Genomic DNA, 23,299 nt, shown 5'->3' with positions numbered 1-23,299 from the left:
GCCGCGCACGATTACCCTTGGCGCCGCCGAAGATCTGGAATTCCCCGATGAAAAACGCTGCATTAACGCTCGCCCTGATCCTCAACGCAGGCCTGCTCAGCACGCCAGCACTGGCTGCCGGTGACGCCGAGGCCGGCGCCAAAATCTTCCCGCGCCTGTGCGGCGGCTGCCACCAGGTCGGCGAATCCGCCCGCCCGGGTTTCGGCCCGGAACTCAACGGCATCATCGGCCGCCCGGCGGGGACGTCGGCGAATTACGTGTATTCCGACGCGATGAAAAACTCCGGCCTGACCTGGGATCGTGAAACGCTGACGAACTATCTGAAGGATCCGAAGGGCGTGGTGCCGGGGACGCGGATGATCTTTTGGGGGCTGAGTGATGAAGAGAAGATCGATAATTTGTTGGCGTATCTTCAGACTTTTTCTCAGCAATGAAGCGTCTGTGCGGGAGCTGCGCAATGCACTTCCCGTTCACTGTGAAGAACTGCCAGCAGCGATTGCCCGGTTGATGACACGGTTCTGGACCCGATTGAAGACCAACACCTGATTCAATCGCGGGTCAGCCGAGTCCGTCAACTTCGGTGAGTGACGTCTGGCAGGCTACGCGATTACGACCCTCGGCTTTCGCCTGATACAACTGTTGATCAGCACGTTTGAGCAGTGCTGTCGGAGCGTTGTCGGCCGGGTCGGCCAGGCCGACACCGATGCTGACCGTCACCGCGCCGGCCGCTGGAAAGGTCGCCTCGGCAATCGCTGACCGAATCTTTTCGGCGACGATATCGGGCGTATCGGGCTTGGCGATTTCCGGCAGCAGCACCGCAAATTCTTCGCCTCCATAACGGGCGACGAAATCCGTGCTGCGGATGCTGATCTGGATCAGCTGCGCCAGTTGCTGCAGTACGTCGTCGCCGGCCGCATGGCCGTGAGTGTCGTTGATGTGCTTGAAGTGATCGGCATCAATCAGAAGCAAAGCAAACGGCCGCCCGGTACGACGAAACAACAGGCTGTATTCTGTGAGTTTTTCGTCGAAGCGGCGACGGTTGTAGACACCGGTCAAGCCATCGTGGGTAGCGAGGTTCAGCAACTCGGCGTTGGCCAGGGTCAGGGCCGCCGTGCGTTGGGCGACGGTGGCTTCGAGCGAAGCGTTGGTCTCTTGCAGCTCACGCTCCTTGGCAAGCAGCGACTGGGTCATGGCATCGATGGACTGGCCGAGCTGGGCAATTTCCCGCACGGGATGCCGGAGCGGAAAGTCCGCACCAGGCTGGTTGTTCTGCACTTTTTGGGCTGAACGCGCGAGGTGCTCGATGGGTCGGCTCAGGTACAGCGCCAGGTAATACGCAACCAGTCCGAATGCCACGGCGGCGAAAACCCCCAGCAACAGCAATTTATAAAACAGCAGTCGCGCCGGTTGCAGCGCAGTGTCCAGTGGTTGACGCACGGCAATCGACCACGACAGCGCGGTGCCCGTAGGCGTCGGCACAGTCACCTCGCTGGTCAGGTACCCGTTGCCGACGACCCAGCCCGGGGACTTCTGATCCTTGGCCGGCATTTGTTGACCAACCAGCGCTTCCGGGTACAGCACCTTGCCGTCGTGATCGATGATCAGCGCTTCGATATCCGGCTCCGCCCCCTTGTGCGACATCGCTGCCGATTCGACGATGTGCGTGACCCAGCTCCAGTGCGCATGGGCGCCGAGCACACCGATCACCTGCCCATCGGCGTTGCGGATGGGCGCGGCGAAGTCGATGAAGCGCAGTGGCTCGCCGTTGGGCAGACCCGGCAACAGTTTCGCCAACAAAACGGCTTCGTGCGGATCGCCGGTGTATTCCCCGCGCAGACCGGCCTGAAACCATGGGCGCTGTAGCACGACCTGACCTACCAGCAAACCGTTGACTGCCTGATGCACACGCCCCTGAGCATCGGTCACCCCCATCCACGCATATTCGGAGCGGGCTTCGGTGCGCAGCTGCATCGATTTGAGAATTGCCGGATTGTCCAGATCGCCGCGTTCCAGATGCGGCGCCCGGCTGAGCAGATAGACCTCCAGTTGCCGCTCGCGCAACTGCTCGCCCAGCAGCGTCGCCGCCGACCGCGCGGTACTCAGCAGCGCATTGCCGCTGGCGCGTTTCATTTGTTCAGTGGCGATATCACCGACGTAAAAGCCCACGCTCAATAGCGTCAGCAGAGACAAACCGGCAAACCAAAGGGTCAGGTGGCTGCGCAGACTGGCTTTGAGCATGGAGAAATGTCTGTTTTTATTGAAGTGGCGCCATGGTATGCGACATCGCGGACGGGCTGCCAGCAAGGCGTTTAATGAAAGTCTGCCGAGGCCGATATCAATGAGCCACTGCGTTCGGTAAAGTGTGCGCCGCCCGAGAGACGGATCCCGGGCGTTTTCCCATGGAGTCTCGCAGTGAAATACCTCAGCAAAGTAGTCGCCGCCGCACTGTTCGGTGTGGTTCTGGCAGGTTGCACCGGCACGCCGATGAACACCAGACATTACGACAGCAGCCAATACACCGTGATTGGCCACAGCGAAGCCACTGCCACCGGCCTGATGCTGTTCGGCGTGATCCCGATCCGGCAGAACAGCCGTTTCGTCCGTGCGCAAGAGGCCGCCATCCAGGCCAAGGGCGGCGATGCCATGATCAACACTCAGATTCAGGAAAACTGGTTCTGGGCATGGGTCCTGAGCGGCTACACCACCAAGGTCTCCGGTGACGTGGTCAAACTGAAAACCGTGCAATAAGCACCGGTTGGACGTGAAAAAGCCCGGCTGATCAGGCCGGGCTTTTTGTGAGCGTTACGATGTGAACACGCTCTTGTCATGAGAAAAAAGGGAATAGGGCAGGTATGGAAGCGCAAGAGTTATATTCTTTTTTACGTGATCCTCGGTTGCTCAAGTTAATTGAGTTGAACAAGATTACCGACGATATGTTTGAAGTTTTGAAGCTGTATGAAAATCAGAACTCCCGAATGTTGGAGTGGTGCATGACTCCGAATGAGGGGCATTCGCAGGGTGATGCGGTGATTAAAGATTTTCTTGAAGCTGCTCATGCCGCCAGTGATGATTGCATTCGGGATAATAAGAAGTTCTTTGCAAAGTGGACGCCCGGAAAGATACGCACAACCAGTTTTGGTGCTGCTTTTTTAACTCGTGAACTTCATATAAAGACGAACGGTGGGGCCGATAGTGGCAGGCTTGACCTGTTTCTTTTGGATCCGCTAAATAAGATATTGATAACCATTGAAAATAAAGTTAAATCTTCTTTGACCTCGGTACAGCTTGATAAATACGTGCAGGCTGTGAAGGGGGAGTTAGGAAAAAATAAAACATTTGCTGGCTATGATTTTGCTTTCGTCGTGTTGGATAAAGATCTGGATGCATATTCTGAAGCACACTTGGCTAGTCTAGGCAATCGGTGGGCACTCTTAGATTATCAATGGCTGGAAGCTTCTGCCAATAGGGCTAGGTTTCAGGTGGATCGGGGAAATGCATCGGCGCAGTTGTTGGCATCTTATTGTCAAAGTGTAACGAAGTGGGAAAGCCCGGTAAATACGGAGATTTCGGAACTGTCTTCAGATATTGTATTGGCTCATCCTAGTGTTATCGGTGCATTAAGGGAGTTGAAAGGACATTCCATTACACGTTGGGTAGCAAATTCCTTAGATGGAGTGCTTGGTGAACTAATCTTGTTTCGTGCGCAAAATAGAACGGTTTGTGAACGATTACTCAATATTCGTGGCGTAGCCAGTATGCTGCCAAGCATCATCAAAGCTATCCCTTCGCTGACGCCGGATTGTATCGAAGAGGGTAGTTACTGGATTTGTCTTATGCCGCCAAAATTTCAGTCGGTAATGAGCGGTGGAAGCTGGGCGGTTTTTCTTGAACTCTACCGCGTGACAAAAGCTTCTACAAAGTCTGCGCCGGTATTTAATGTGCGTTTGGTCTGGCGTCGGAGCGAGTTTGATAGTTCAAAATGTAGTGAGTTGGAACTGCGAACAATCTTTGATAAGGATTTTCCTGGTTTGAAGAAGTTTGCTTCTTCAGACACACGGAGAGTTTTGATTGCTAAGCATGTATCCTCTGTTGAGTCGATAAAGCACCTCGTGAGGTCGATAGAGATTTTAGAGAAGGGTATTGATCAATATCGTATGTGAGTCATAGGCACAGCCGTTGTAGCGAAACATAAAGCCCGGCTGATCAGGCCGGGCTTTATGTTTGTACAGCGGTGGAACACTTGACTCATGCGACGCGGCGTCCGATCAGGCGATCCGCACCACCTTCTGTCACACGGCGTTCTTGCAGACGATCCGAACCACCTTCAGCCACACGGCGTTCGATCAGACGATCAGCGCCACCTTCGGCAACGCGGCGTTCGATCAGACGATCAGCGCCACCTTCAGCCACGCGACGTTCGATCAAACGATCAGCGCCACCTTCAGCCACGCGACGTTCGATCAAACGATCAGCACCACCTTCAGCCACACGACGTTCGATTAAACGATCCGAACCACCCTCGGCCAAACGACTTTCAATCAACCGATCCGAACCGCCTTCGGCGATCATGGTGTGGGCGGGTTTGGCTGCAAAAGCGTTGACTGCAAGAACCGAGAAAGCGATGCCGAGAAGGATTTGGCGTTTCATGATCGTGTGCTCCAGGGGTGTTGTTTGTTTGGTATGGAGCCGATGTTACGCCGCGGATTTTTTATGAGAACTTCATTGAACTGATGGTGACTATCGACGCCAGCAATGAATGCCGTTATCGCGGCATGTGTCTGATTTCATTGGCCAGCTCGTAGGCTTGCTCACGGAGTTCGGCAAATTTTACATTCAGTTCGCCATAGCCGCGCTTCCAGGCAAATGCACCGTTGATGCTGGTTTGTCCGAGCACGACATCATTGAAGGACCCCATCCCGCCATAGGCCGAGAGCAGCCACGTGATTCCGGAATAATCGGAGTCCAGCAATCGTGCGCGAGCTTTTCGCATCCACGCGCTCCAGTGCGCTTCTCCGTCGCTTTCCAAAACACTGATTAGCTCATTCAGTACCTTGATCAGCGTTTCGGTTTTCGGGCCCATGTTCAATGAGTGCTCCTTTTGATGAGGCGTAGATACTCAACCAGTGACGGCTTCAAGACGCCGAAGAGTGAGCGTTGCGCAAAGAGCGATCAAACAAGCTGACGCTTCACGTCCAGCGCGATCGAGGCAAAGCCTTTACCTTTGCCCGGATTAGATGTCGAAGTATTTTGCATCGATGAGACGTCCTCCCAGCGATCCACGGACTCAATGTGTTCATGGGAGGCGTCCGTATCGATTTCAAATGCGATGAAACATTCGTTTTGATCCAGCAAAAGTCCGAACAGGCGAGGCATGCCGGGAAAGTCGATTTCCAGTTCCAGCACGATGGACGAAGACCAATCGATGCCTTGGGATTCTCCGTACCGAGTCAGGGCGACAGGCACACCCCGTTTGCGCCATTCACTGACGCAAAGCATCAAACGATGCGCAACGACTGCGTTTTGCTCCTGCACGTTGAGCTGTTTTTTCTTCAGTAGTCGTTCAATGTCCATGGGAAACCTGAAATTCGCAGCGTCGGACTGGGAGCTTACCCAGCAAACGCAAAAAACGCGCGCAAAGAAAAGCCCGGCTGATCAGGCCGGGCTTTTCTATATGCGCAGCTTACTTATGCAACACGACGTTCGATCAAACGATCAGCGCCACCTTCAGCCACACGGCGTTCGATCAAACGATCAGCGCCACCTTCAGCCACACGGCGTTCGATCAAACGATCAGCGCCACCTTCAGCCACACGGCGTTCGATCAGACGATCCGAACCACCTTCAGCCACGCGACGTTCGATCAGACGATCAGCGCCACCTTCAGCAACACGGCGTTCGATCAAACGATCCGAACCACCCTCGGCCAAGCGACTTTCAATCAACCGATCCGAACCGCCTTCGGCGATCATGGTGTGGGCGGGTTTGGCTGCAAAAGCGTTGACTGCAAGAACCGAGAAAGCGATGCCGAGAAGGATTTGGCGTTTCATGATCGTGTGCTCCGGGGTGTTGTTTGTTTGGTATGGAGCCGATGTTACGCCGCGGATTTTTTTAGAGAACTTCATTGAGTCGATGGTGACTATCGACGCCAGCAATGAATGCCAGGACCCTTGTTCTAGGGCACCAGCGGCCGAATGCACAGCTCTCCGGTGGCGCGGGTCAGGGCCAGATCATGCAGCGCATCACGGGTCAGGCCGGTACGCGCCTTGGCCAGCCACGCCGGGCAGTTCGGATCGTGACGGTAGGGTGTGAAGTCGGCGTATTGCTGCAGCAGACGGGTTTGCAACTCGTCCAGACGCGGGCGAATCTGCTTGCCCAGATCCGGTCGCGGCGTGTCCGGCGCGGCACCGGCCGCTTGCCATTGTGCGAGCAAACCGTACTGCACCAGTTTGTTGGCCTCCATCTGCGCGGCAATCAATTGCGCGACGTCTTCCGGATCGAGCTTGCGTTCGGCAGCCAGCTTGCGGGCGTTGTCGATCACCTGCGCCTCACGGGGACTGTCCTGGATCGGCTTGCCGCTGTCCCATTTGGTCAGGGCGACGAGGTCGCCGATGTTCAGGCGTTCGTTCAGGGTGTTCACCAATCCTTGCACCACTTCGGGCGAGCGCGCGGGGCCGGCGTGGACGCTCGTCGCCAGAGCGGTCAATAAGGTGCAACTCAGCAGAAACGGGGAACGGCGCATGGGAGGGATTCACTTCCTGTCGTGATGGAGAGGCTTTGCAGATTGGTCGGGGTGCAGATTACGAAGTTTTAATGCAAACGGGTACGACCTGAACCGCATTGCATACCTTAGACTCTGTCATCAGCTCCCACCCGAGACGGACCCTCAATGCAAACCCCCGCTCAATCCCCCCTCTGGAAAACCTACCTGCTGTTCCTGGCCCCGATGGTGCTGTCGAACTTCCTGCAATCGATGTCGGGCACGGTCAACAGCATCTACATCGGCCAGATGCTCGGCACGCAGGCGCTGGCGGCGGTGTCCGGGATGTTTCCGATCATCTTTTTCTTCATTGCGCTGGTCATCGGTCTGGGCGCCGGGGCAGGGGTGCTGATCGGTCAGGCGTGGGGGGCGCGTGAGTCGCATATGGTCAAGGCGATTGCCGGTGCGACGTTGTTGCTGGGGGTGTTGATCGGGCTGGTGGCGGCGGTGCTGGGCAGTGTGTTTGCGCGTGAGGCATTGCAGGGTTTGGGCACGCCGGCGGATGTGCTGGATGATGCGGTGGCCTATGCCCGGGTGATGATGTGGACCTTGCCGGTTGTGCTGGTGTACGTGTTGTTCACCCAGTTGTTGCGCGGGGTGAGTGACACGCTGTCGCCGATGCTGGCGCTGTTGCTGTCGACCGTGGTCGGGCTCGCGCTGACCCCGGCGTTCATTCGCGGCTGGTTCGGCTTGCCGCAACTGGGGATTCAAAGCGCGGCGTTCGCCGGTCTGGCCGGTACGCTGGCGGCGATGGCGTGGCTGTCATGGAGCCTGATCCGCAAGGGCCATCCGCTGGCGCCGGATCGCGAGTTCTTCGCGGCGCTGCGACTGGACGGCGCGATTCTCGGCAAGGTGTTGCGCATCGGTCTGCCGACCGGGGTGCAGATGATCGTGCTGTCGCTGTCGGAGCTGGTGATTCTGGCGCTGGTCAACCAGCACGGCTCGCAGGCGACGGCGGCCTATGGCGCGGTGACGCAGATCGTCAACTACGTGCAGTTTCCGGCGCTGTCGATTGCGATCACCGCGTCGATCCTCGGCGCTCAGGCGATCGGTGCCGGACGGCTGGAGCGGATGGGGCCGATCCTGCGCACCGGGTTGTGGATCAATGTGTGCCTGACGGGTGGTTTGATCCTGGCGGGTTACCTGTTGTCGCACTGGTTGCTCGGGCTGTTCCTGACCGAAGACTCGACCCGGGAGATGGCCGAGCATCTGTTGCACATCATGTTGTGGAGCCTGTTGATCTTCGGTTTCCAGGCGATCATCGGCGGCATCATGCGCGCCAGCGGTACGGTGCTGGTGCCGGTGGGCGTGGCGATCATCTGTGTGCTCGGCGTGCAGTTGCCGGCGGCCTACTGGCTGGACGGGCAGTTCGGTTTGCAGGGCGTGTGGATGGCGTTCCCGATCGCGTATCTGGGGATGCTGGTGTTGCAGACGCTGTATTACACACGGGTCTGGAAGCATCAGAAGATCGAGCGGCTGGTGTGACGAAGCGTTTAGGGTCGACATTGGCGGGGCTGGCGCAAGTGACGGATGTTTGCTTAAGTCATTCGAGCCCCATCGGGCACCGGAGCATTGCATGTCGATTCGATTGTTGTTGGCGGCCGCGTCTTGCCTGACCTTCATCCCTGCTGCGAATGCGGTGGAGTACACCCGGGTCAACACCACCGCCAGCCAGATCAGTTTCACTTACAGCCAGATGGGCTCGCAGATGTACGGCACCTTCGGCAAGTTCGACGCGATGCTGGATTTCGACAGCGACAACCTGGCCAGCGCCCGCACCACGCTGCACATCGACCTCACCAGCATCGACGCCGGCAGTGAAGATGCCAACACCGAGTTAGTGAAACCGGCGTGGTTCGACACCAATAAATTCCCGGTGGCGGTGTTCGAATCGACCCGCTTCAGCCCGGCCGGCGACAACCGTTATCTGGTCGACGGCCACCTCACCCTCAAAGGCATCACCCGTGAGGTGCAGGTGCCGGTGCAACTCAAACCCGACAGCAGCATCGGCATTTTCGACGGCGAACTGGTACTCAAGCGCGACGAGTTCGGCCTTGGCGCGGGGGAGTGGGCGGACACCGTGGTGTCCAAGGACATCGACATCAAGTTCAAGGTCGTTGCCCCCGCGCAGTGAAGGGCCTCAATACGCCCGCCAATGTCCCGGCATCCAGCGCCATTGGTTGCCGGCCCAGCGGTAATGCCCGGCGACCCAGTGATAACCCGGCGCAGGCATGACCGGAACCACTTCGACGATCGGTGGTGGCCGATGCGGGCGAACCGGTTCGACGACACAGCCCGACAGGGTGATCGCCACCAGCGCGGCAGCGAGCAAGCATTTCATTGTTTTCGCGCAACGCAGAACGTTCATGGCAGCTCCTCAAGGCGTGCGTCGGAAAATGAACGCAGCTGAAAAATTGGACGCCAAATCGGCGAAAGATCCGTTCTCGGGCAGATGAAATTTTTGTCAGGCTTGCACAGGGTATGATGTCGCGGTTCGCCGGTCGCTCAACCTACCCGGCAACTTGTGTTTTACCGCCGGAGTTCCCCCGCCATGCCCCGCATCACCCACTACAAATCCCCATGCCCCGAAGGCGTCAACAGTCAGATCCTGCAGATGGTGGTCGACAACCTGACCGACATCAGTGCCATCGGCCTCGGCCCGAGCAACCTGTTGTACAACGTCTATCAGTACGCGGTCGGCTACGAGGTGCATCTGTATCTGGAGGCGTTGAACGGCGAGAAGGGCACTGAGGTGGAACTGCTGGTGGCCACCGATGACGATGATCCGGAGCAGGTGATCGGCTTCCTGTTGTACCTGCCGGTGCAGGGTGATTGGGAGGCGTGCAACGTGGCCTATCTGGCAGTGCGCGAGGGGCATCGACGTCAGGGCGTAGCCCGTTCGCTGATCGCGGACATGGTGGCGCGTTACCCCCATGCCGAGCTGACCTGCAGCGTCGGCAAGGTGCCGTATTTCGAGGCGCTGGGCTTTGAAGTGCTGGGCCAACTGGAGACGCAGGTGCTGATGAGCACCCGGCACTATCGCAGCAACGGGCTGCGCGGTTTTATCGACACGACGCCGATCTACCGTTCGCTGGAAGTGCAGCAGATCCACACCTACTTGCTGCAAAAGCACGGCAAGCGGGCAATGCTCGATGCCGAGAAACAGCGCGACCGGCATCTGGATCAGGTCACTCGCCGCACCGAAGAATTTGTTCGTCAGCGTCTGACCGTTCACTGATCCCTTCCCTTTGAAACGACGAAAGCCCTTGTTGCGATCAGCGCAGCAAGGGCTTTTTTGTGCCGGTGATTTCAGGACAGTTTCACGTTCATGGTGATCCGCGCCGTGAACACTTTCTTGCCTTCGGCGTCGTGGACATCCACCGGCACGATCTTGTCGCCTTCGGTCTGCCAGTCCAGTCCTTCGCCGTTGGCCACGGCGGTCACGTCGGTCTTGGCCTTGGCCAGGTATTCGACGGTCATGCCTTTTGGAATCCAGCGCGCGCCGGCGGGAATCGACACGTCGGTCATCATCCCGGCCGCCAATTCGGCAGCATTGCACAGGGCGATTGCGTGCACGGTACCGAGGTGGTTGGTGATCTCGCGGCGAAACGGCACTTGCACCTGCGCCGAACCTGCCCGCAACTCGGTCACCAGCGGATTGATGGTGCTGAAGTACGGCGCGACCTGGCAGGCCATTTGGCTGAACGCCTGGGAACCGACGCTGTTGAACATGCTGAGAAACTGACTCATGGATGAAGCCTCGCAGTAAATGGATTTACAGAATCATGTTCCGTTACAGAATATTGTTCTGTAACGGAACGGTATTCTGTCCGCGTGAAATCTGTCAACCTGTGCGTGTTTCGATCATCGGCACGGATGTGCCCTTTACCCGGATTTTCAAGGCTCATGGACACCGCAGATCTACTCGAACGCAGCTACCCCGGCCGCCGCGCCGAACTCAAGCGCGACATCTTTCGCAAGGCCCTGCGCCTCTTCAACGAGCAGGGCATCGAGGCCACTACCATCGAAATGATCCGTGCCGAGTGCGACACCAGTGTCGGGGCGATCTACCACCATTTCGGCAACAAGGAAGGGCTGGTGGCCGCGCTGTTCTTCACCGCGCTGGAGGATCAGGCGCGCCTGCGCGACGCCTATCTGGCTGACGCGACGACCACCGAAGAGGGCGTGCAGGCGTTGGTCTACAGCTATGTGGATTGGGTCGAGAACCAACCGGAATGGGCGCGGTTCCAGTATCACGCGCGTTATGCCGTGACCCGGGGGCCGCACAAGGATGAACTGGCCGAGCGCAACAAGACCCGCAACCTTGGCCTGCGTAACTGGCTGGCCGAGTCGGGGCGTGCGGCTGAACTCAATGAATGCCCCGCCGAACTGCTGCCGTCACTGATCGTCGGGCAGGCCGACAGCTATTGCCGCGCGTGGTTGTCCGGGCGAGTGCAGGGCAGTCCGAAGGCTTATCGCGAATTGCTGGCCCAGGCCACGTGGCGTTCGATCCGCCGCGAACCCGAACGCTGATTTTCAGAGACAAAAAAAGAGCCTCAAGACTCTTTGATGGGGAGGAAGTAGAGCCCGCGAGGCTCAAGATGCGCATGAAGCCAGGTGCGGGCTTGATTGGGGTTCAGAGCACCCGCACCTACGCAACGGCTTGGCGGACCAAGCGACTGCGTAGTTCCATCGTAGGAAGGTGGGCTGATGCGCTCAAGTACCGTCAGTCACCTGCCTGGGTAGCGCGTGCGGCGGCTCTTTCGACCATCGCAATGATGGTTGCCAACAGCTCGTCACGGGCCTGTTCTGCGCTGATTTCGTCGGTGGCCGCCGCTTGTGACAAGGCTTCGGCGGCGCCGAGCATGGCACGTAATCCTGCCTGACCGATCTCTGCGCCGTCAGCGAAAGGCGAGAGCACGCTGCGGCACTTCTCCAGAAAGATCGCCTCGTATTCGCGCTTGATCCTCTCCAAATCCGGCGTGCTCGCCAAGGCGGCAATCACTCCCGGAATCTCGTTGCCCTGGGTCAGCACGCAATCGACATACGCCGTGGCAATCACCGTCGCAGTGCCGCTCAAGGTCGCTTCGGCATTGGCCAGTGCTGCGTCCATCACCGCCGTCTGGCGTCGGTCGAAATCCTGATACAGCGCTGCGAGCAGACCGGCGCGGGTGGTGAAATGGTCGTAGACCACCGGTTTGGTCACGCCGGCCTTTTCCGCCAGATAGCCGAGGGTCAGGGCATCGGTGCCTTCTTCGCGAATCAGTTGCCAGGCCATGTCGAGCAACTGGCGCTGGCGGTCTTCCCGTGACAGGCGTCGACGGGGTTGTGCGGGTTCTGGGATTTCAGTGGTTGACATCGCTTATATACCAAACGTAACTTACTGAAGGTAACTTACTAGTAGTAGCTTACCAATCGTAGCTTTTCGCAAGGGTAAGCCCTTGGTCAGCAATCACCAACTGGAGATTTCCCCCATGCACGCATTGATTGTTGTAGATCACGATGATCCACGTTCGCTGACCCACGCGTTGGCGCAGCAGATTGCCAAAGGCCTGTCGGAAAGCGATCCCTCCAACACCTTCGAAATCGCCGACCTGCACGCCGAAGAATTTGATCCGCGCTTTGGCGTGGCCGACTGGGCGGTGCACCACCGCGAATCCGCGCCACCGCAAGACGTACTGGCCGAGCAGGCACGCATCGACCGCGCCGATGCGCTGGTGCTGGTTTATCCGGTGTTCTGGTGGTCGATGCCGGCGCTGCTCAAGGGCTGGATCGATCGGGTGTTCAGCAACGGTTGGGCCTTTGATTTCGACGGCGATTCGACATTGAAGAAGCTCGGACAACTGCGCGTGCACCTGGTCGCGCTGGGCGGGGCAGACGCGCGTACCTACGAGCGCCACGGCTACGACACGGCGATGAAAGCGCAGATCGATCACGGCATTTTCGATTATTGCGGGACGACGGTGGCGGGATCGACATTGTTGCTTGAGTCCGAGTCGAGCGATCCGGCGATGCAGTTGCAGGCGGCGCGCGAACTCGGACTTGGGTTGTTCCGCTGAGTGTCAGCGAGCACCCGGCCAGCCGGCTTTTTCCAGGGCGGCCAGCAGGGTGGCGGCATCCAGCCCCGGCACCGAATGCCCGTTGCCTTCGGTGCTGTCGCTGGCAAGCAAGGCGTTGATGATCGCTTCTTCCACAGCCTCGGTCGCTGCCAGAAACAGCTCGCTGATGTGATCGTTGTTGACCATCCGCAAGCCATCGCAGGTCGATGCGCCTTTACCTTCGTAGGCGGCGGGCGGGATATGACCGTTGCCGGTGGCGAAGGCGATGAAGATGTCACCGCTGTGATCCTCATTGCCGCCGCCAGTGCGCGCCAGACCGAGACTCGCCCGTTGCGCCAGTCGCGTGCATTGATGCGGCAACAGCGGTGCATCGGTGGCGAGGGCCACTATGATCGAGCCCATGCCCGGATGTGGCAACGAAGCGCGCAGGAACGGCGAATCCACCTGTTCCATATATCGCCCGACCGGGTAGCCGTCGACTCGCAACTCGCTGCGAATCCCGTGGTTGGCCTGGACGATGGCACCCACTGTCCAGCCACCCTGAGCCTTGCTCAAGCGGCGTGATGCGGTGCCGATCCCGCCCTTGAATTCATGACAGATCATGCCGCTGCCACCGCCCACCGCGCCTTCCTGCACCGGGCCGTCAACGGCATTGCTCATCGCTTCGGCCACATGCTTGGGCTTCACATGAAAGCCGTTGATGTCGTTGAGCAAGCCATCGAAGGTTTCCAGCACCACCGGCATGTTCCAGTAGAGACGACCGTCATCCGGTTGCTGCGCGCGATCCAGTTCGATCAAGGCATCGCGCACCACGCCGAGGCTGTGGGTGTTGGTGAAGGCGATCGGACTGGTCAGCAGGCCGGCTTCGCGAATCCACTCCAGTCCTGTGGCGTCACCGTTGCCGTTGAGTACGTGGACGCCGGCGAAACACGGTTGTGCGTTGGTCGAACCGGCGCGTGGTTCGATCAGGGTAACGCCACTGCAAATGTCACGACCGCTGGCGCTGCGGCCGCGCACGTTGCTGTGGCCGACCCGTACGCCGGGTACGTCGGTGATGGCGTTGAGCGGGCCGGGTTGCATTTGACCGATGCGGATATGGAGATCGCGGGCACGTGGTTTCATTGATGTTCTCTCTGTTAAAAGCAGTGATTCGAGGGCTTTTATTGACCGTTCTTGACCTTGCTCCACACCCGCGTGCGCACCCGTTCGGTGGCTTTGGGCAAGGGTTCGAGGGTGTACAACGTGGCCATCGCCGTGGCTGACGGGTACACCGCCGGGTTGTCGCGGGTGGTCTGGGCAACCAGCGCCGTGGCGGCGCGATTGCCGTTGGGGTAGGACAGGTGATCGCTGACCGGCGCAATCACATCGGGCCGCAGCAGGTAGTCGATGAACGCGAGACCCTGGGTCGGATGTGGCGCGTCCTTGAGCAAGACCAGCGTGTCGAACCACACCGGCGCGCCTTCCTTCGGCAGGCTGTACTGGATTTTCACGCCGTTGCCGGCCTGCTCGGCGGTGGTCCTGGCTTCGAGCATCGCGCCGGACCAGCCGACCGCCACGCAGATGTTGCCGTTGGACAGATCACTGATGAATTTCGAGGAGTTGAAGTAGGCAATGTGCGGGCGCAGTTTCAGCAGCAGCGCTTCGGCTTTCTGATAGTCCTCGGCGTTGGTGCTGTTCGGCGGCAGGCCGAGATAATGCAGCGCGACCGGGAGCATTTCCGACGGCGAATCGAGCATCGCCACACCGCATTCGCCGAGCTTGGCCAGGTTCTCTTCCTTGAACACCAGGTCCCAGGAATCCACCGGGGCCTTTTCGCCCAGCACCGCGCGCACCTTGTCGACGTTGTAGCCGATGCCGTTGGTGCCCCACAGGTAAGGCACGGCGTACCGGTTGCCGGGGTCGTTGTTGGCCAGTTTGCTCAGCAGATCGTTGTCGAGGTTCTTCCATCCCGGCAGTTGTTCGCGGGGCAGCGGGGCGAGGGCGCCGGCCTTGATCAGGGTCGGCAGGCTGAAATTGCTCGCCACCACCACGTCGTAGCCGCTGCGGCTGGTCATCAGTTTGCCTTCCAGGACTTCGGCGCTGTCGAAGGTGTCGTAGACCGGTTCGATACCGCTGTCACGCTTGAAATCATGCAGGGTGTTCGGGCCGATGTAGTCGTACCAGTTGTAGACATGCACGCTCGGCGCATCGGCCGCCTGCGCACTCAGCGCTGCGGACAAAACGCCCATCAGACCCAGGTTGATATACCCACGATGACCACGCATGATGCGGCACTCCTGGCCTGTTGGCAGGCCGGTGATGAACAGGAGTGGTCAGCCTATCGGGCGGGCTGCGCCGCACCCATTCCCATCATGGGTTACACAAAAGGGGTAGAGCGTGGACGCGTTGCTGCAGGAATTGCCGGTGCACCAGAGCCTGTCGCGGGTGTTCGCCACGGTCGGTCAGGACGGTTTCTGGCGGGCGCTGGTCGATACGCTGCGGCTGCTGGTGCCGCTGGACAATGCGCTGGTGGCGGTGATGCAGACGGGGCGCCCGCCGCAATTGCTGATCGACTTCGACAGCCAGGGTCGCGCCGACGAGCAGGAAGAACTGGCCGGTTACTGTGCCGGCATGTACTTGCTGGATCCGTTCTACCAGGCCGCCGTCGCCGGGATCGCAGACGGTTTGCACAGCCTCGCGTCAGTGGCGCCGGATCAGTTTCTGCACAGCGAGTACTACCTGAGCTATTTCCGCTCGGTGGTCGGCGCAGATGAGCTGCAATTTCTGGTCAACCTCGACGACGGCGTACTCGGCTTGTCGATGGGCCGCTCGACGGCGTTCAGTTTGCAGGAGCAGGGGCGCCTGCTCTGCGTGCGGGACTGGGTGCTGTCAGCGATGCGTCGGCATGTGCAGTTGATGCCGCCGCAAGGTGCGGCGGTCGAGGCGCCGGTCGGCGATATTGCGGCGCTGCTCGACCGCTTCGACGCCCGTCTGACCGCGCGCGAGATCGATACGGCGCGTCTGATTCTCCAGGGCTTTTCCAGCAAGGCCATCGCCCAGCACATGAACATTTCGCCGGAGACCGTGAAGGTGCACCGGCGCAATCTCTATCACAAGCTCAACGTCACCGGGCATGGCGAGTTGTTTGCGCTGGTGTTGCGGCCGCGCTGAGCGGGTCAGCCGATCTGCTTGAACAGCAGCGCCTTCAGACCGCTTTCAGGGTCGATATCCGGAAACTCCGGCGGGTTTTCCAGCCGTTGTTCGAAGCGCAGGCTCGGCGCTTCCTGGGTCACGCCATCGATCAGGAAGTCCGAACCGAACGAAGGGTCGTTCATGCAGGCCAGCACCGTGCCCTGCGCCGTCAGCAATTCCGGCAGACGACGCAGCACGCGCTGGTAATCCTTGGTCAGCAGAAAACTGCCTTTCTGGAACGACGGCGGGTCGATGATCACCAGATCATAAGGGCCGCTGTTGATTACCTTGCCCCAGGATTTGAACAGGTCGTGGCCGAGGAAACTCACCTTGCTCAGGTCATGCCCGTTCAGCCGGTGATTGTCGCGGCCCCGGCTCAGCGCGGCGCGGGACATGTCGAGGTTGACCACATGGCTGGCGCCGCCCTCGATGGCCGCCACCGAAAAGCCGCAGGTGTAGGCGAACAGGTTCAGTACCCGTTTGCCCGCCGCCTGTTCGCGCACCCAGTTGCGCCCGTAACGCATGTCGAGGAACAGCCCGGTGTTTTGTTTGCGGCCCAGATCCACCCGATATTTGAGTTCGCCCTCGACGATGGTCATTTCGTCGATTTCTTCACCGAGCAGCCATTCGGCGGTGCTTTGCGGCAGGTAACGGTGCTGGATCAGCAAAGTGTGGGCGCCGGACTGCTGCCATGGTGCCGAACCGGTGATTTCCAGCAACAGGCGCTTGAGGTCTTCCAGCTGCGAAGCCTCGGGCTCCTTGAACAACGACACCAGAACCACGCCTTGCAGCCAGTCCACGGTGACTTGCTCCAGCCCCGGCCAGCAACGCCCACGCCCATGGAACAGGCGCCGGGTTTCGGCCGGAGCCGAAGTCAGCGCGGTGAGCAGGTGAGCATGGAGAACGGCGAGGGCTTGAGGGTTCATCAATCGGGATCGGCCAGCAAAAGGGCGAGCATTTTAACCGCAATTTCGTACCGGCGACTGCCCATCAACCGAGTGTTATCGAAAAGACCTGTATCAAAAATGAATTTCTGTAGAAGGTGCTGCTCATACCTGATAAGCAGCGGATTCAAGCCGCTAAATCGTTCATGCAATTCAGGGAGTGCCAGTTCATGTGTCCAATTTCCACGTCGAGCGCGCACCTTCCTGGCGGATTGATTCTGGTAGTCGAGGACGATCCGTTGATTCTGGAGTTTCTGTGCGAAATTCTTCAGGAGGAAGGTTTCAAGGTCGAACCGCAGACCAGTGCCGATGCGGCCTCGCAATACCTGGAAGAGCACGCGCCCGAAGTCGCGCTGCTGCTCACCGACATCACCATGCCCGGCACCCTCAACGGGGCGGACCTGGCCAATCTGGTCGGCGAGCGCTGGCCGGACAAACCGGTGATGGTCATGTCCGGTTATGAAACGCCGGAAACCTCGGGCGTGAAGCATCCGGTGGCGTTCATCAAGAAGCCCTGGGCCATCGGCCAGTTGCTCGACTGTGTTGACGGTGCGTTCAAATCCAAGGCGCCGCGTCTGCACTGAAGCGTCCCGCAAGTGCTACATTGCCGGGCAACGTTGCCCGGCCCCTTGCGAGGAAGTGATCTTTTGTCTGCTCACGATGCTGTTTTCAACCGCGCGTTCGGCGCGTTCCTGTTCGACATGGACGGCACCGTCCTCAACTCCATCGCCGCCGCCGAGCGGATCTGGTCCGCCTGGGCCGTGCGTCACGGGGTGAACGTCGAAACGTTCCTGCCGACCATCCACGGCGTGCGCGCCATCGACACCATCACGCGTTTGAACCTGCCAGGCGTGGACGCCGAGGCGCAAGCGGCGTTCATCACCGAGGCGGAAATCGAAGACGTCGAAGGCATCGTCGAGATCCCCGGCGCGGCAGCGTTTCTCAAATCGTTACCGGCGGATCGCTGGGCCATGGTGACCTCGGCGCCACGGGATCTGGCGTTGCGACGGATGGCGGCGGCGGGGATTCCTGAGCCGGCGGTGATGATCACCGCCGAGGACGTGAGCGCCGGCAAACCGGATCCGGCCGGTTATCGGCTGGCAGCCAAACGTCTGGGCCTGGAACCGGCGGACTGCCTGATTTTCGAAGACGCCACCGTCGGTATTCAGGCCGCTGAGGCCGCCGGTGCGCCGTTGATGATCATCACCACGACTCACCAGCATCCTCTGGAAACCGTACACGCGACCATCGCCAGTTACCGCGACATTGCGCTGAGCATCGACAGCGACGGCCAGTTGCGCCTGCAACGTCAATAAACTCCGGGCACCAAGCGCCAGCTGCGGGCGCAATAGGCGTCGTATTCGGCACCGAACTGCGTGCGCAGCAGGGCCTCTTCGGAGTGGATGCGGGCGATCAGCGGGATCAGCGTCAGCGCCGCGAGCAACAGGCCGACCACCGAGCGAAACGCCAGCGCCCAACCGATCGCATTGATCACCAGCCCCAGATAACTGGGGTTGCGCAGATGCCGGTAGATGCCTTCGGTGACCAACCGGTGCCCCGGCTGAATCGCCACCAACCCGCTGAACCGATGGCCCAACACAAACACAGGCCACAAGCGCAACCCGCCACCGACGATAAACAGCAACGCGCCCAGCCAACGGGTACCTTCGCGGCCGATGGTCCAAAAGCCGATGCGGTCGCAGTAAGCCGGCAGAAAGGCACTGACCAATCCGATTACGGCGAACGCCGGAATCACCCAGCGATTGGCCCGGTCCTCGCGCTCGCCGGTGCTCAGATTCACTTCCGTGAACAGCGACGCCACCACCATGGCCAGCGTGGCCAGGGCCACCACGACCAACGCGCCGTGAGAAAAAAACACCGCCACGCCACCGATGCCCCACATCGCCAGGCCCAGATAGGCGAGGGTGGCGAGCACGGCGACCACGGTCATTTGCGCAGACATTTTCATAAGCACCTCACGGCTGTTCCGTTCAGTGTAGATCCCGGCACGATCCCCGGCGTTTAGCTGGTGGCAGGGGCGTGGACTAAACTTCAGGCAGAGACGTTCCGATCATCCGAGCCGCCGCTTCGCGAGTCCGCCATGCTGCACATCCGCACGCCGCTGATCCTCCATCCGACCCTGTCGACCGCGTCCCGGCGCATCTGGCTGAAGCTGGAAAACCTGCAACCGTGCGGCTCGTTCAAGCTGCGCGGGATGGGCTTGTTGTGCAGTCAGGCAGCGGCGCAGGGCAAGCGCAAGGTCGTGTGTCCGTCCGGCGGCAATGCCGGACTGGCCACGGCGGTGGCCGCCGTCAGCCTGGGCCTGCAAGCCTGCATCGTGGTGCCGCACACCACACCGGAAGCGACCCGCGCGCGTATTCGCCGCACCGGCGCGGAGGTTATCGTCCACGGCAAAGTCTGGGACGAGGCCAACCAGCGAGCGCGAGAACTGGCCAGCGCGGCAGACACCGAATACGTGCCGGCCTTCGACCACCCGGTACTGTGGGAAGGGCACAGCACGATGGTCGACGAAATCCTCGACGACTGCCCGCAGGTCGATACTGTGGTCACGTCGGTCGGCGGCGGTGGTTTGCTGGCGGGAATTCTCACCGGGCTGCTGCGCCACGACCGCCGCGACTGCCGCATCGTCACCTGCGAAACCGCAGGCGCCGCCTCGTTCGCCGCCGCCGTCCAGGCTGGCCATCCGGTGCGTCTGAGCCGTATCGACAGCGTCGCCACCTCCCTCGGCGCCGCCCAGGTGGCGGCTTGGCCGGTAGAGCATATCGGCGAGTTCGATCATGAGTGTCTGGTGCTGTCAGATGACGACGCGATCATGGGCGTGGTGCGTTATGCCAGTGATCTGCGGCAGTTGGTGGAGCCGGCGTGCGGGGTTTCGCTGGCGGTGGCGTACCTCGACCATCCGGCGTTGGCGGGGGCGAATGATGTGGTGGTCATTGTTTGCGGCGGGGTGAGTATCAGTACGCAACTGGTGGCGGGGTGGGCGCGGTTGGGATCTTGAATGCTCATGGATTCCGTGTCGACCGCTGGCCCTCACCCCAGCCCTCTCCCGGAGGGAGAGGGGGCCGACCGAGGTGTCTTGAGAGGTACATCGACCTGATGCACCGAGTCGATTATGGATTCCAAGCATTGGCCTGAGACACAGATTCGATTATGGGTTCCGGGACTGTCGTGCATTCTGCGTCGACCGTTGGCCCTCACCCCAGCCCTCTCCCCGGGGGAGAGGGAGCCGACCGAGGTGTCTTAAGAGGTACATCGACCTGAAAAACCGAGTCCATTATGGATTCACCGCAGATTTTTCAGGTCGATGTATTCCGACAATATCCCCCGATCGGTTCCCTCTCCCTCTGGGAGAGGGCTAGGGTGAGGGGGCTTCTGGATCAGAGCCGCAATCGACGCTCCTGCGCAACCCGCACAATCTGCTCCAGCACATCCCCCATCTGCCGAATCACCTCCAGATTGCTGAACCGCACCACCTCAATCCCCAGCCGCTAAAGATAAACCGTCCGCCGACGGTCATGAGTTAATCCCGCCTCCTCAAAATGCTGCCCCCCATCCAGCTCCACCGCCAGCTTCAATTCCACACAATAGAAATCCAGCACAAACGGCGGAACCGGCGCCTGCCGGCGAAATTTCAGCCCCGCCACCTGCCGCGCCCGCAGCTTCTGCCAGAGCAGTTGTTCGCAGTCGGTCTGGGATGTGCGCAAGTGGCGGGCGAACTGGCGTTGGGCGAAAGTAGGGCGATTTTGCATGCTTCACGTCCTTGTGAAGGGGATGGAGATTTCACTGTAGACCCGACCAATAGTCAGCACCACCGCCATTCCCGCGAGAGAGGTCTATCCTAGGCGGAGCCCTTTTTCGTGCCTACGGTGACCCGCGATGATCAATCTGGCCACGGCCCATCTGCTCACGGACTACAAGACCTGGGCCAATCAGCGTCTGTTCGACAGCCTGCAAGCGCTGCCGGCGGGGGAGACGACGAGGGAGCGCAAGACGGTTTTCAAGAACATGATCGGTACGCTGAACCACATCTACGTGGTCGACCGGATCTGGCAAGCGCACCTCGAAGGGCGCGAGCACGGTTTCACGACGTCCCATGATCTGGTGCACGCCGATCTCGGCGAGTTGCGTCAGGCCCAGCAGGAAGTCGACGGCTGGTATCGCACCTGGAGCGCGCAGCAGACCGAAGCCTCGCTGAACCGCCCGATCGATTTCAAATTTGTGTCCGGCGATGGCGGCACCATGAATGCCGGGGCGATCCTGATGCACGTGATCAACCATAACAACTACCACCGTGGCTGGGTGGTGCAGATGTATTTCGACATCCCGCAGATGCCGCCGATGACCGACCTGCCGGTGTACCTGCACGAGGTCGATCCGGGGTTCAAGCCGATCAGTGCGCCTGCGGTGGAAGAGGCGCCGACATGTGATGGGCAATCAGCGAGCGCAACCAGCGTTCCGCCGGATCGTTGTCGTTGACCCCGTTCCAGACCATCGACAGCTCCGAAGGCACGATGTCGAACGGCGGGTCGTCGGCGCGCAACACGCTGCTGCCTTCGACCAATGCGCAGGCGGCGAAGTCCGGCACGGTGGCGAGCATGTCGGTGCCCGCCAGAATCGCCCGCAGCGGAGCGAATTGCGGCACCGCCAGCACCACGCGCCGGGCGCGGTTGATTCGCGCCAGATCGTTGTCGATGGCCCCACCCAGATCCCCGGAAAACGACACCAGCGCATGGGGCCGTTCACAATATTCGTCGAGGGTCAGTGCGCCGGGACGATCATCGCCGCGCAGGATCTTGCAGCGCAGGTCCCGCAGTTTTTTGCGTTTGGCATTGGCCGGCAATTCGGTGGTGTAACTGACGCCGACGGAAATCTCCCCGGACGCCAGCATCGACGACATCAGCAGGAAATTCACCCGGCGGATCACCACCACCACGTCCGGCGCTTCTTCGCGCAATTGCTTGAGCAACGGCGGCAGCAGGCCGAACTCGGCGTCGTCCGACAGACCGATGCGAAACACGTCGCGGCTGCTCAGCGGGTCGAAATCCTTGGCCCGGCTGACCGCGCCGGAGATGGTGTCCATCGCCGGCTGCAATTCCTTGAGGATCGCCAGCGCCCGCTGGGTCGGTTCCAGCACGCGGCCGTTGCGCACCAGTAACGGGTCGTCGAACAGGTCGCGCAGTTTGGCCAGTGAAGCACTGACGGCGGGCTGGCCGAGGAACAGCTTTTCCCCGGCGCGGGTCAGGTTCTTTTCGAACATCAGGGTTTCGAAAATCACCAACAGGTTCATGTCCACGCGACGCAGGTCATTGCGGTTCATGCCGGAAGACTCGCTGGTTTTTTGAGTCTTTTCAGTAAAGCAGCAAAGTCTTGGGCTGTCGGGTCACTGGGCGGGATCGACGCCGGTCAGAACCTTGCGAAACGTTTCCACCAGCGGCCGCAGGTTGATCCGGTGCCACGCCGCCCACAACGGCGTGGTGAACGCCAGCCACGGCACTTCCCGCAGCACCACGCCCGGCGGTGCGTTATGGCTCAGGCCTTTCTGGATCATCGCGATCCCCAGCCCCGAAGCGACCAGCCCCAACGCGGTAAACGGCTCGGTGGCCTGCATCCGTACATCCGGGGTGAAGCCCGCGCGAATGCAGGCGCTGACGAACTCATCGTCAGCGCCTTGGCGAGGCTGCACGCCGATCCATTCCTGATCGGCCAGATCCGCCGGGGTCAGCGAGGGCAGTTGGTTGAGAGGGTGATGTTCGGGCAGCGCCAGCAGCATCGGGTCGTCCAGTACCTGAAAGCCCAGCAGGTCCGGGTCGTCGATCGTCGGCGGTTCACTGACCAGCGCGATATCGAGGCTACGCTGACGCAGGCCTTCCAGTTGTTCGGCGGAACTCAGGTTGTACAGCGCGACATGCACGTTGGGCCGGTCGACCCGCAGCACACGCAAGGCATTGGGCAAAACCCCGGCGTGCATCGCGTTCTCGATGTAGCCGATGCACAGGCCGCCTTCTTCGCCACGGCCCAGGCGTTTGCCGAGGGATTCCAGGCGATTGGCGTGGGTCAGCAGGGCACGGGTTTCGGCGAGAAAAGTCTGGCCGTCGCGGGTCAGGCGGATGCGCTGCTGGCTGCGTTCGAACAGGGTCAGGCCCAGGCGCTCTTCCAGCTGGGCGATCTGCCGGCTCAGGGGCGATTGGGAAATGTGCAGGCGCTCGGCGGCGCGGCCGACGTGTTCTTCCTCGGCGACGGCGACGAAGTAGCGCAATTGGCGGATGTCGATCATGCCAGACCTTTAGGGACTCAAGTGCTGCGGATTATGTCTTGGACGGTCTGAGTGGCGCAATCTAGGATCTGCT

Annotated in this window: 28 protein-coding genes and 1 pseudogene; 13 read left to right on the top strand and 16 right to left on the bottom strand. The window is 60.3% G+C overall.

Going from position 1 to position 23,299, the window contains the following annotated elements:
* Positions 1-47 precede the first annotated feature (47 nt).
* Positions 48-434 carry a c-type cytochrome gene (locus L6D82_RS10845; RefSeq protein WP_129972733.1) on the top strand — a complete coding sequence of 129 codons (387 nt, stop codon included), beginning with the start codon at positions 48-50 and terminating at the stop codon, positions 432-434.
* Between the two features lie 124 nt (positions 435-558).
* Here the strand turns inward: L6D82_RS10845 and L6D82_RS10840 are convergent, their stop codons facing one another.
* Positions 559-2,238: a sensor domain-containing diguanylate cyclase gene (locus L6D82_RS10840; protein WP_236189003.1), complete on the bottom strand. Its 1,680-nt coding sequence runs from the start codon at positions 2,236-2,238 to the stop codon at positions 559-561.
* A gap of 174 nt (positions 2,239-2,412) precedes the next feature.
* Here L6D82_RS10840 and L6D82_RS10835 point away from each other — a divergent pair, with 174 nt between their 5' ends.
* Positions 2,413-2,748 (top strand): hypothetical protein, encoded by a 336-nt coding sequence (locus L6D82_RS10835; RefSeq protein WP_039767351.1) that lies wholly within the window; start codon positions 2,413-2,415, stop codon positions 2,746-2,748.
* Between the two features lie 104 nt (positions 2,749-2,852).
* Complete coding sequence (locus L6D82_RS10830) at positions 2,853-4,160, top strand: PDDEXK-like family protein (RefSeq protein WP_085746011.1); 1,308 nt, start codon at positions 2,853-2,855, stop codon at positions 4,158-4,160.
* Positions 4,161-4,245: 85 nt separating this feature from the next.
* Here L6D82_RS10830 and L6D82_RS10825 read toward each other — a convergent pair whose 3' ends face one another.
* From L6D82_RS10825 to L6D82_RS10805, 5 genes are all read right to left on the bottom strand, one after another.
* Positions 4,246-4,647: a hypothetical protein gene (locus L6D82_RS10825; RefSeq protein WP_129972729.1), complete on the bottom strand. Its 402-nt coding sequence runs from the start codon at positions 4,645-4,647 to the stop codon at positions 4,246-4,248.
* Between the two features lie 115 nt (positions 4,648-4,762).
* Positions 4,763-5,080 (bottom strand): DUF6966 domain-containing protein, encoded by a 318-nt coding sequence (locus L6D82_RS10820; RefSeq protein WP_085746013.1) that lies wholly within the window; start codon positions 5,078-5,080, stop codon positions 4,763-4,765.
* An 89-nt stretch (positions 5,081-5,169) separates the two neighbouring features.
* Complete coding sequence (locus L6D82_RS10815) at positions 5,170-5,571, bottom strand: hypothetical protein (protein ID WP_085746014.1); 402 nt, start codon at positions 5,569-5,571, stop codon at positions 5,170-5,172.
* A gap of 113 nt (positions 5,572-5,684) precedes the next feature.
* Entirely contained in the window at positions 5,685-6,047 is a 363-nt protein-coding gene (locus tag L6D82_RS10810) for a hypothetical protein (RefSeq protein WP_276574275.1), read from the bottom strand.
* Positions 6,048-6,172: 125 nt separating this feature from the next.
* Entirely contained in the window at positions 6,173-6,739 is a 567-nt protein-coding gene (locus tag L6D82_RS10805; RefSeq protein ID WP_085746016.1) for a chorismate mutase, read from the bottom strand.
* A gap of 147 nt (positions 6,740-6,886) precedes the next feature.
* On the opposite strand from L6D82_RS10805, the gene L6D82_RS10800 reads away from it, so the two are divergent.
* Together L6D82_RS10800 and L6D82_RS10795 are read left to right on the top strand one after the other, a co-directional pair.
* Positions 6,887-8,242, top strand: a complete 1,356-nt coding sequence (locus L6D82_RS10800; RefSeq protein WP_085746017.1) for an MATE family efflux transporter — start codon at positions 6,887-6,889, stop codon at positions 8,240-8,242.
* A gap of 91 nt (positions 8,243-8,333) precedes the next feature.
* Positions 8,334-8,891, top strand: a complete 558-nt coding sequence (locus tag L6D82_RS10795; protein WP_085746018.1) for a YceI family protein — start codon at positions 8,334-8,336, stop codon at positions 8,889-8,891.
* A gap of 6 nt (positions 8,892-8,897) precedes the next feature.
* On the opposite strand, the gene L6D82_RS10790 is transcribed toward L6D82_RS10795, so the two are convergent.
* A complete protein-coding gene (locus L6D82_RS10790; RefSeq protein ID WP_085746019.1) occupies positions 8,898-9,125 on the bottom strand; it encodes a YXWGXW repeat-containing protein in 228 nt (75 codons plus the stop codon).
* Between the two features lie 183 nt (positions 9,126-9,308).
* Here L6D82_RS10790 and L6D82_RS10785 point away from each other — a divergent pair, with 183 nt between their 5' ends.
* Entirely contained in the window at positions 9,309-9,995 is a 687-nt protein-coding gene (locus L6D82_RS10785; RefSeq protein ID WP_085746020.1) for a GNAT family N-acetyltransferase, read from the top strand.
* Between the two features lie 71 nt (positions 9,996-10,066).
* Here the strand turns inward: L6D82_RS10785 and L6D82_RS10780 are convergent, their stop codons facing one another.
* Positions 10,067-10,507, bottom strand: coding sequence for a hotdog fold domain-containing protein (locus tag L6D82_RS10780; RefSeq protein ID WP_011334899.1), 441 nt, complete (start codon positions 10,505-10,507; stop codon positions 10,067-10,069).
* Positions 10,508-10,663: 156 nt separating this feature from the next.
* Here L6D82_RS10780 and L6D82_RS10775 point away from each other — a divergent pair, with 156 nt between their 5' ends.
* Positions 10,664-11,290 (top strand): TetR/AcrR family transcriptional regulator, encoded by a 627-nt coding sequence (locus tag L6D82_RS10775; RefSeq protein WP_134023960.1) that lies wholly within the window; start codon positions 10,664-10,666, stop codon positions 11,288-11,290.
* Between the two features lie 193 nt (positions 11,291-11,483).
* Here L6D82_RS10775 and L6D82_RS10770 read toward each other — a convergent pair whose 3' ends face one another.
* Positions 11,484-12,116, bottom strand: coding sequence for a TetR/AcrR family transcriptional regulator (locus tag L6D82_RS10770; RefSeq protein ID WP_236188999.1), 633 nt, complete (start codon positions 12,114-12,116; stop codon positions 11,484-11,486).
* Between the two features lie 115 nt (positions 12,117-12,231).
* Between L6D82_RS10770 and L6D82_RS10765 the strand changes: the two genes are divergently transcribed.
* Positions 12,232-12,816: an NAD(P)H-dependent oxidoreductase gene (locus L6D82_RS10765; RefSeq protein WP_236188998.1), complete on the top strand. Its 585-nt coding sequence runs from the start codon at positions 12,232-12,234 to the stop codon at positions 12,814-12,816.
* 3 nt (positions 12,817-12,819) lie between these two features.
* Here the strand turns inward: L6D82_RS10765 and L6D82_RS10760 are convergent, their stop codons facing one another.
* Both L6D82_RS10760 and L6D82_RS10755 read right to left on the bottom strand, forming a co-directional pair.
* Positions 12,820-13,938, bottom strand: coding sequence for a DmpA family aminopeptidase (locus tag L6D82_RS10760; RefSeq protein ID WP_236188997.1), 1,119 nt, complete (start codon positions 13,936-13,938; stop codon positions 12,820-12,822).
* A 38-nt stretch (positions 13,939-13,976) separates the two neighbouring features.
* Entirely contained in the window at positions 13,977-15,080 is a 1,104-nt protein-coding gene (locus L6D82_RS10755) for a polyamine ABC transporter substrate-binding protein (protein ID WP_236188996.1), read from the bottom strand.
* A 112-nt stretch (positions 15,081-15,192) separates the two neighbouring features.
* Here L6D82_RS10755 and L6D82_RS10750 point away from each other — a divergent pair, with 112 nt between their 5' ends.
* Positions 15,193-15,966: a helix-turn-helix transcriptional regulator gene (locus L6D82_RS10750; RefSeq protein WP_236188994.1), complete on the top strand. Its 774-nt coding sequence runs from the start codon at positions 15,193-15,195 to the stop codon at positions 15,964-15,966.
* Between the two features lie 5 nt (positions 15,967-15,971).
* On the opposite strand, the gene L6D82_RS10745 is transcribed toward L6D82_RS10750, so the two are convergent.
* Positions 15,972-16,913 (bottom strand): class I SAM-dependent methyltransferase, encoded by a 942-nt coding sequence (locus L6D82_RS10745; protein ID WP_102718232.1) that lies wholly within the window; start codon positions 16,911-16,913, stop codon positions 15,972-15,974.
* Between the two features lie 188 nt (positions 16,914-17,101).
* Between L6D82_RS10745 and L6D82_RS10740 the strand changes: the two genes are divergently transcribed.
* Together L6D82_RS10740 and L6D82_RS10735 are read left to right on the top strand one after the other, a co-directional pair.
* The gene (locus L6D82_RS10740; RefSeq protein ID WP_085746029.1) at positions 17,102-17,515 is read left to right on the top strand and encodes a response regulator; all 414 of its coding nucleotides are present in this window, start codon (positions 17,102-17,104) and stop codon (positions 17,513-17,515) included.
* Positions 17,516-17,578: 63 nt separating this feature from the next.
* Positions 17,579-18,247 (top strand): HAD family hydrolase, encoded by a 669-nt coding sequence (locus tag L6D82_RS10735; RefSeq protein ID WP_102718233.1) that lies wholly within the window; start codon positions 17,579-17,581, stop codon positions 18,245-18,247.
* Here L6D82_RS10735 and L6D82_RS10730 read toward each other — a convergent pair.
* Positions 18,241-18,900: a methyltransferase family protein gene (locus L6D82_RS10730; RefSeq protein WP_085654273.1), complete on the bottom strand. Its 660-nt coding sequence runs from the start codon at positions 18,898-18,900 to the stop codon at positions 18,241-18,243. The genes L6D82_RS10735 and L6D82_RS10730 overlap by 7 nt on opposite strands.
* A gap of 132 nt (positions 18,901-19,032) precedes the next feature.
* Between L6D82_RS10730 and L6D82_RS10725 the strand changes: the two genes are divergently transcribed.
* Positions 19,033-19,950: a pyridoxal-phosphate dependent enzyme gene (locus L6D82_RS10725; RefSeq protein WP_236188993.1), complete on the top strand. Its 918-nt coding sequence runs from the start codon at positions 19,033-19,035 to the stop codon at positions 19,948-19,950.
* Positions 19,951-20,234: 284 nt separating this feature from the next.
* Here L6D82_RS10725 and L6D82_RS10720 read toward each other — a convergent pair.
* Positions 20,235-20,701 (bottom strand): annotated as a pseudogene (locus L6D82_RS10720) (endonuclease domain-containing protein).
* 127 nt (positions 20,702-20,828) lie between these two features.
* On the opposite strand from L6D82_RS10720, the gene L6D82_RS10715 reads away from it, so the two are divergent.
* Positions 20,829-21,428 (top strand): DinB family protein, encoded by a 600-nt coding sequence (locus L6D82_RS10715; RefSeq protein ID WP_102718235.1) that lies wholly within the window; start codon positions 20,829-20,831, stop codon positions 21,426-21,428.
* Here the strand turns inward: L6D82_RS10715 and L6D82_RS10710 are convergent.
* Together L6D82_RS10710 and L6D82_RS10705 are read right to left on the bottom strand one after the other, a co-directional pair.
* Positions 21,343-22,269 (bottom strand): LysR substrate-binding domain-containing protein, encoded by a 927-nt coding sequence (locus L6D82_RS10710; protein WP_085602635.1) that lies wholly within the window; start codon positions 22,267-22,269, stop codon positions 21,343-21,345. The genes L6D82_RS10715 and L6D82_RS10710 overlap by 86 nt on opposite strands.
* 63 nt (positions 22,270-22,332) lie before the next feature.
* The gene (locus tag L6D82_RS10705) at positions 22,333-23,226 is read right to left on the bottom strand and encodes a LysR substrate-binding domain-containing protein (protein ID WP_085602637.1); all 894 of its coding nucleotides are present in this window, start codon (positions 23,224-23,226) and stop codon (positions 22,333-22,335) included.
* Between the last annotated feature and the right edge of the window lie 73 nt (positions 23,227-23,299).

The sequence above is a fragment of the Pseudomonas paraglycinae genome (assembly GCF_021601625.1).
Classification (GTDB): domain Bacteria; phylum Pseudomonadota; class Gammaproteobacteria; order Pseudomonadales; family Pseudomonadaceae; genus Aquipseudomonas; species Aquipseudomonas paraglycinae.
Note: the sequence above shows the minus strand (reverse complement) of the source record. Positions and strands in the feature narration are given on the sequence as shown.

Coding starts and splice junctions, on each gene's coding strand:
- L6D82_RS10805 (WP_085746016.1), bottom strand. CDS start 6,739: ATGCGCCGTTCCCCGTTTCTGCTGAGTTGCACCTTATTGACCGCTCTG.
- L6D82_RS10740 (WP_085746029.1), top strand. CDS start 17,102: ATGTGTCCAATTTCCACGTCGAGCGCGCACCTTCCTGGCGGATTGATT.
- L6D82_RS10815 (WP_085746014.1), bottom strand. CDS start 5,571: ATGGACATTGAACGACTACTGAAGAAAAAACAGCTCAACGTGCAGGAG.
- L6D82_RS10705 (WP_085602637.1), bottom strand. CDS start 23,226: ATGATCGACATCCGCCAATTGCGCTACTTCGTCGCCGTCGCCGAGGAA.
- L6D82_RS10745 (WP_102718232.1), bottom strand. CDS start 16,913: ATGAACCCTCAAGCCCTCGCCGTTCTCCATGCTCACCTGCTCACCGCG.
- L6D82_RS10780 (WP_011334899.1), bottom strand. CDS start 10,507: ATGAGTCAGTTTCTCAGCATGTTCAACAGCGTCGGTTCCCAGGCGTTC.
- L6D82_RS10730 (WP_085654273.1), bottom strand. CDS start 18,900: ATGAAAATGTCTGCGCAAATGACCGTGGTCGCCGTGCTCGCCACCCTC.
- L6D82_RS10775 (WP_134023960.1), top strand. CDS start 10,664: ATGGACACCGCAGATCTACTCGAACGCAGCTACCCCGGCCGCCGCGCC.
- L6D82_RS10760 (WP_236188997.1), bottom strand. CDS start 13,938: ATGAAACCACGTGCCCGCGATCTCCATATCCGCATCGGTCAAATGCAA.
- L6D82_RS10840 (WP_236189003.1), bottom strand. CDS start 2,238: ATGCTCAAAGCCAGTCTGCGCAGCCACCTGACCCTTTGGTTTGCCGGT.
- L6D82_RS10825 (WP_129972729.1), bottom strand. CDS start 4,647: ATGAAACGCCAAATCCTTCTCGGCATCGCTTTCTCGGTTCTTGCAGTC.
- L6D82_RS10785 (WP_085746020.1), top strand. CDS start 9,309: ATGCCCCGCATCACCCACTACAAATCCCCATGCCCCGAAGGCGTCAAC.
- L6D82_RS10725 (WP_236188993.1), top strand. CDS start 19,033: ATGCTGCACATCCGCACGCCGCTGATCCTCCATCCGACCCTGTCGACC.
- L6D82_RS10830 (WP_085746011.1), top strand. CDS start 2,853: ATGGAAGCGCAAGAGTTATATTCTTTTTTACGTGATCCTCGGTTGCTC.
- L6D82_RS10810 (WP_276574275.1), bottom strand. CDS start 6,047: ATGAAACGCCAAATCCTTCTCGGCATCGCTTTCTCGGTTCTTGCAGTC.
- L6D82_RS10710 (WP_085602635.1), bottom strand. CDS start 22,269: ATGAACCGCAATGACCTGCGTCGCGTGGACATGAACCTGTTGGTGATT.
- L6D82_RS10715 (WP_102718235.1), top strand. CDS start 20,829: ATGATCAATCTGGCCACGGCCCATCTGCTCACGGACTACAAGACCTGG.
- L6D82_RS10800 (WP_085746017.1), top strand. CDS start 6,887: ATGCAAACCCCCGCTCAATCCCCCCTCTGGAAAACCTACCTGCTGTTC.
- L6D82_RS10755 (WP_236188996.1), bottom strand. CDS start 15,080: ATGCGTGGTCATCGTGGGTATATCAACCTGGGTCTGATGGGCGTTTTG.
- L6D82_RS10795 (WP_085746018.1), top strand. CDS start 8,334: ATGTCGATTCGATTGTTGTTGGCGGCCGCGTCTTGCCTGACCTTCATC.
- L6D82_RS10770 (WP_236188999.1), bottom strand. CDS start 12,116: ATGTCAACCACTGAAATCCCAGAACCCGCACAACCCCGTCGACGCCTG.
- L6D82_RS10820 (WP_085746013.1), bottom strand. CDS start 5,080: ATGGGCCCGAAAACCGAAACGCTGATCAAGGTACTGAATGAGCTAATC.
- L6D82_RS10790 (WP_085746019.1), bottom strand. CDS start 9,125: ATGAACGTTCTGCGTTGCGCGAAAACAATGAAATGCTTGCTCGCTGCC.
- L6D82_RS10765 (WP_236188998.1), top strand. CDS start 12,232: ATGCACGCATTGATTGTTGTAGATCACGATGATCCACGTTCGCTGACC.
- L6D82_RS10845 (WP_129972733.1), top strand. CDS start 48: ATGAAAAACGCTGCATTAACGCTCGCCCTGATCCTCAACGCAGGCCTG.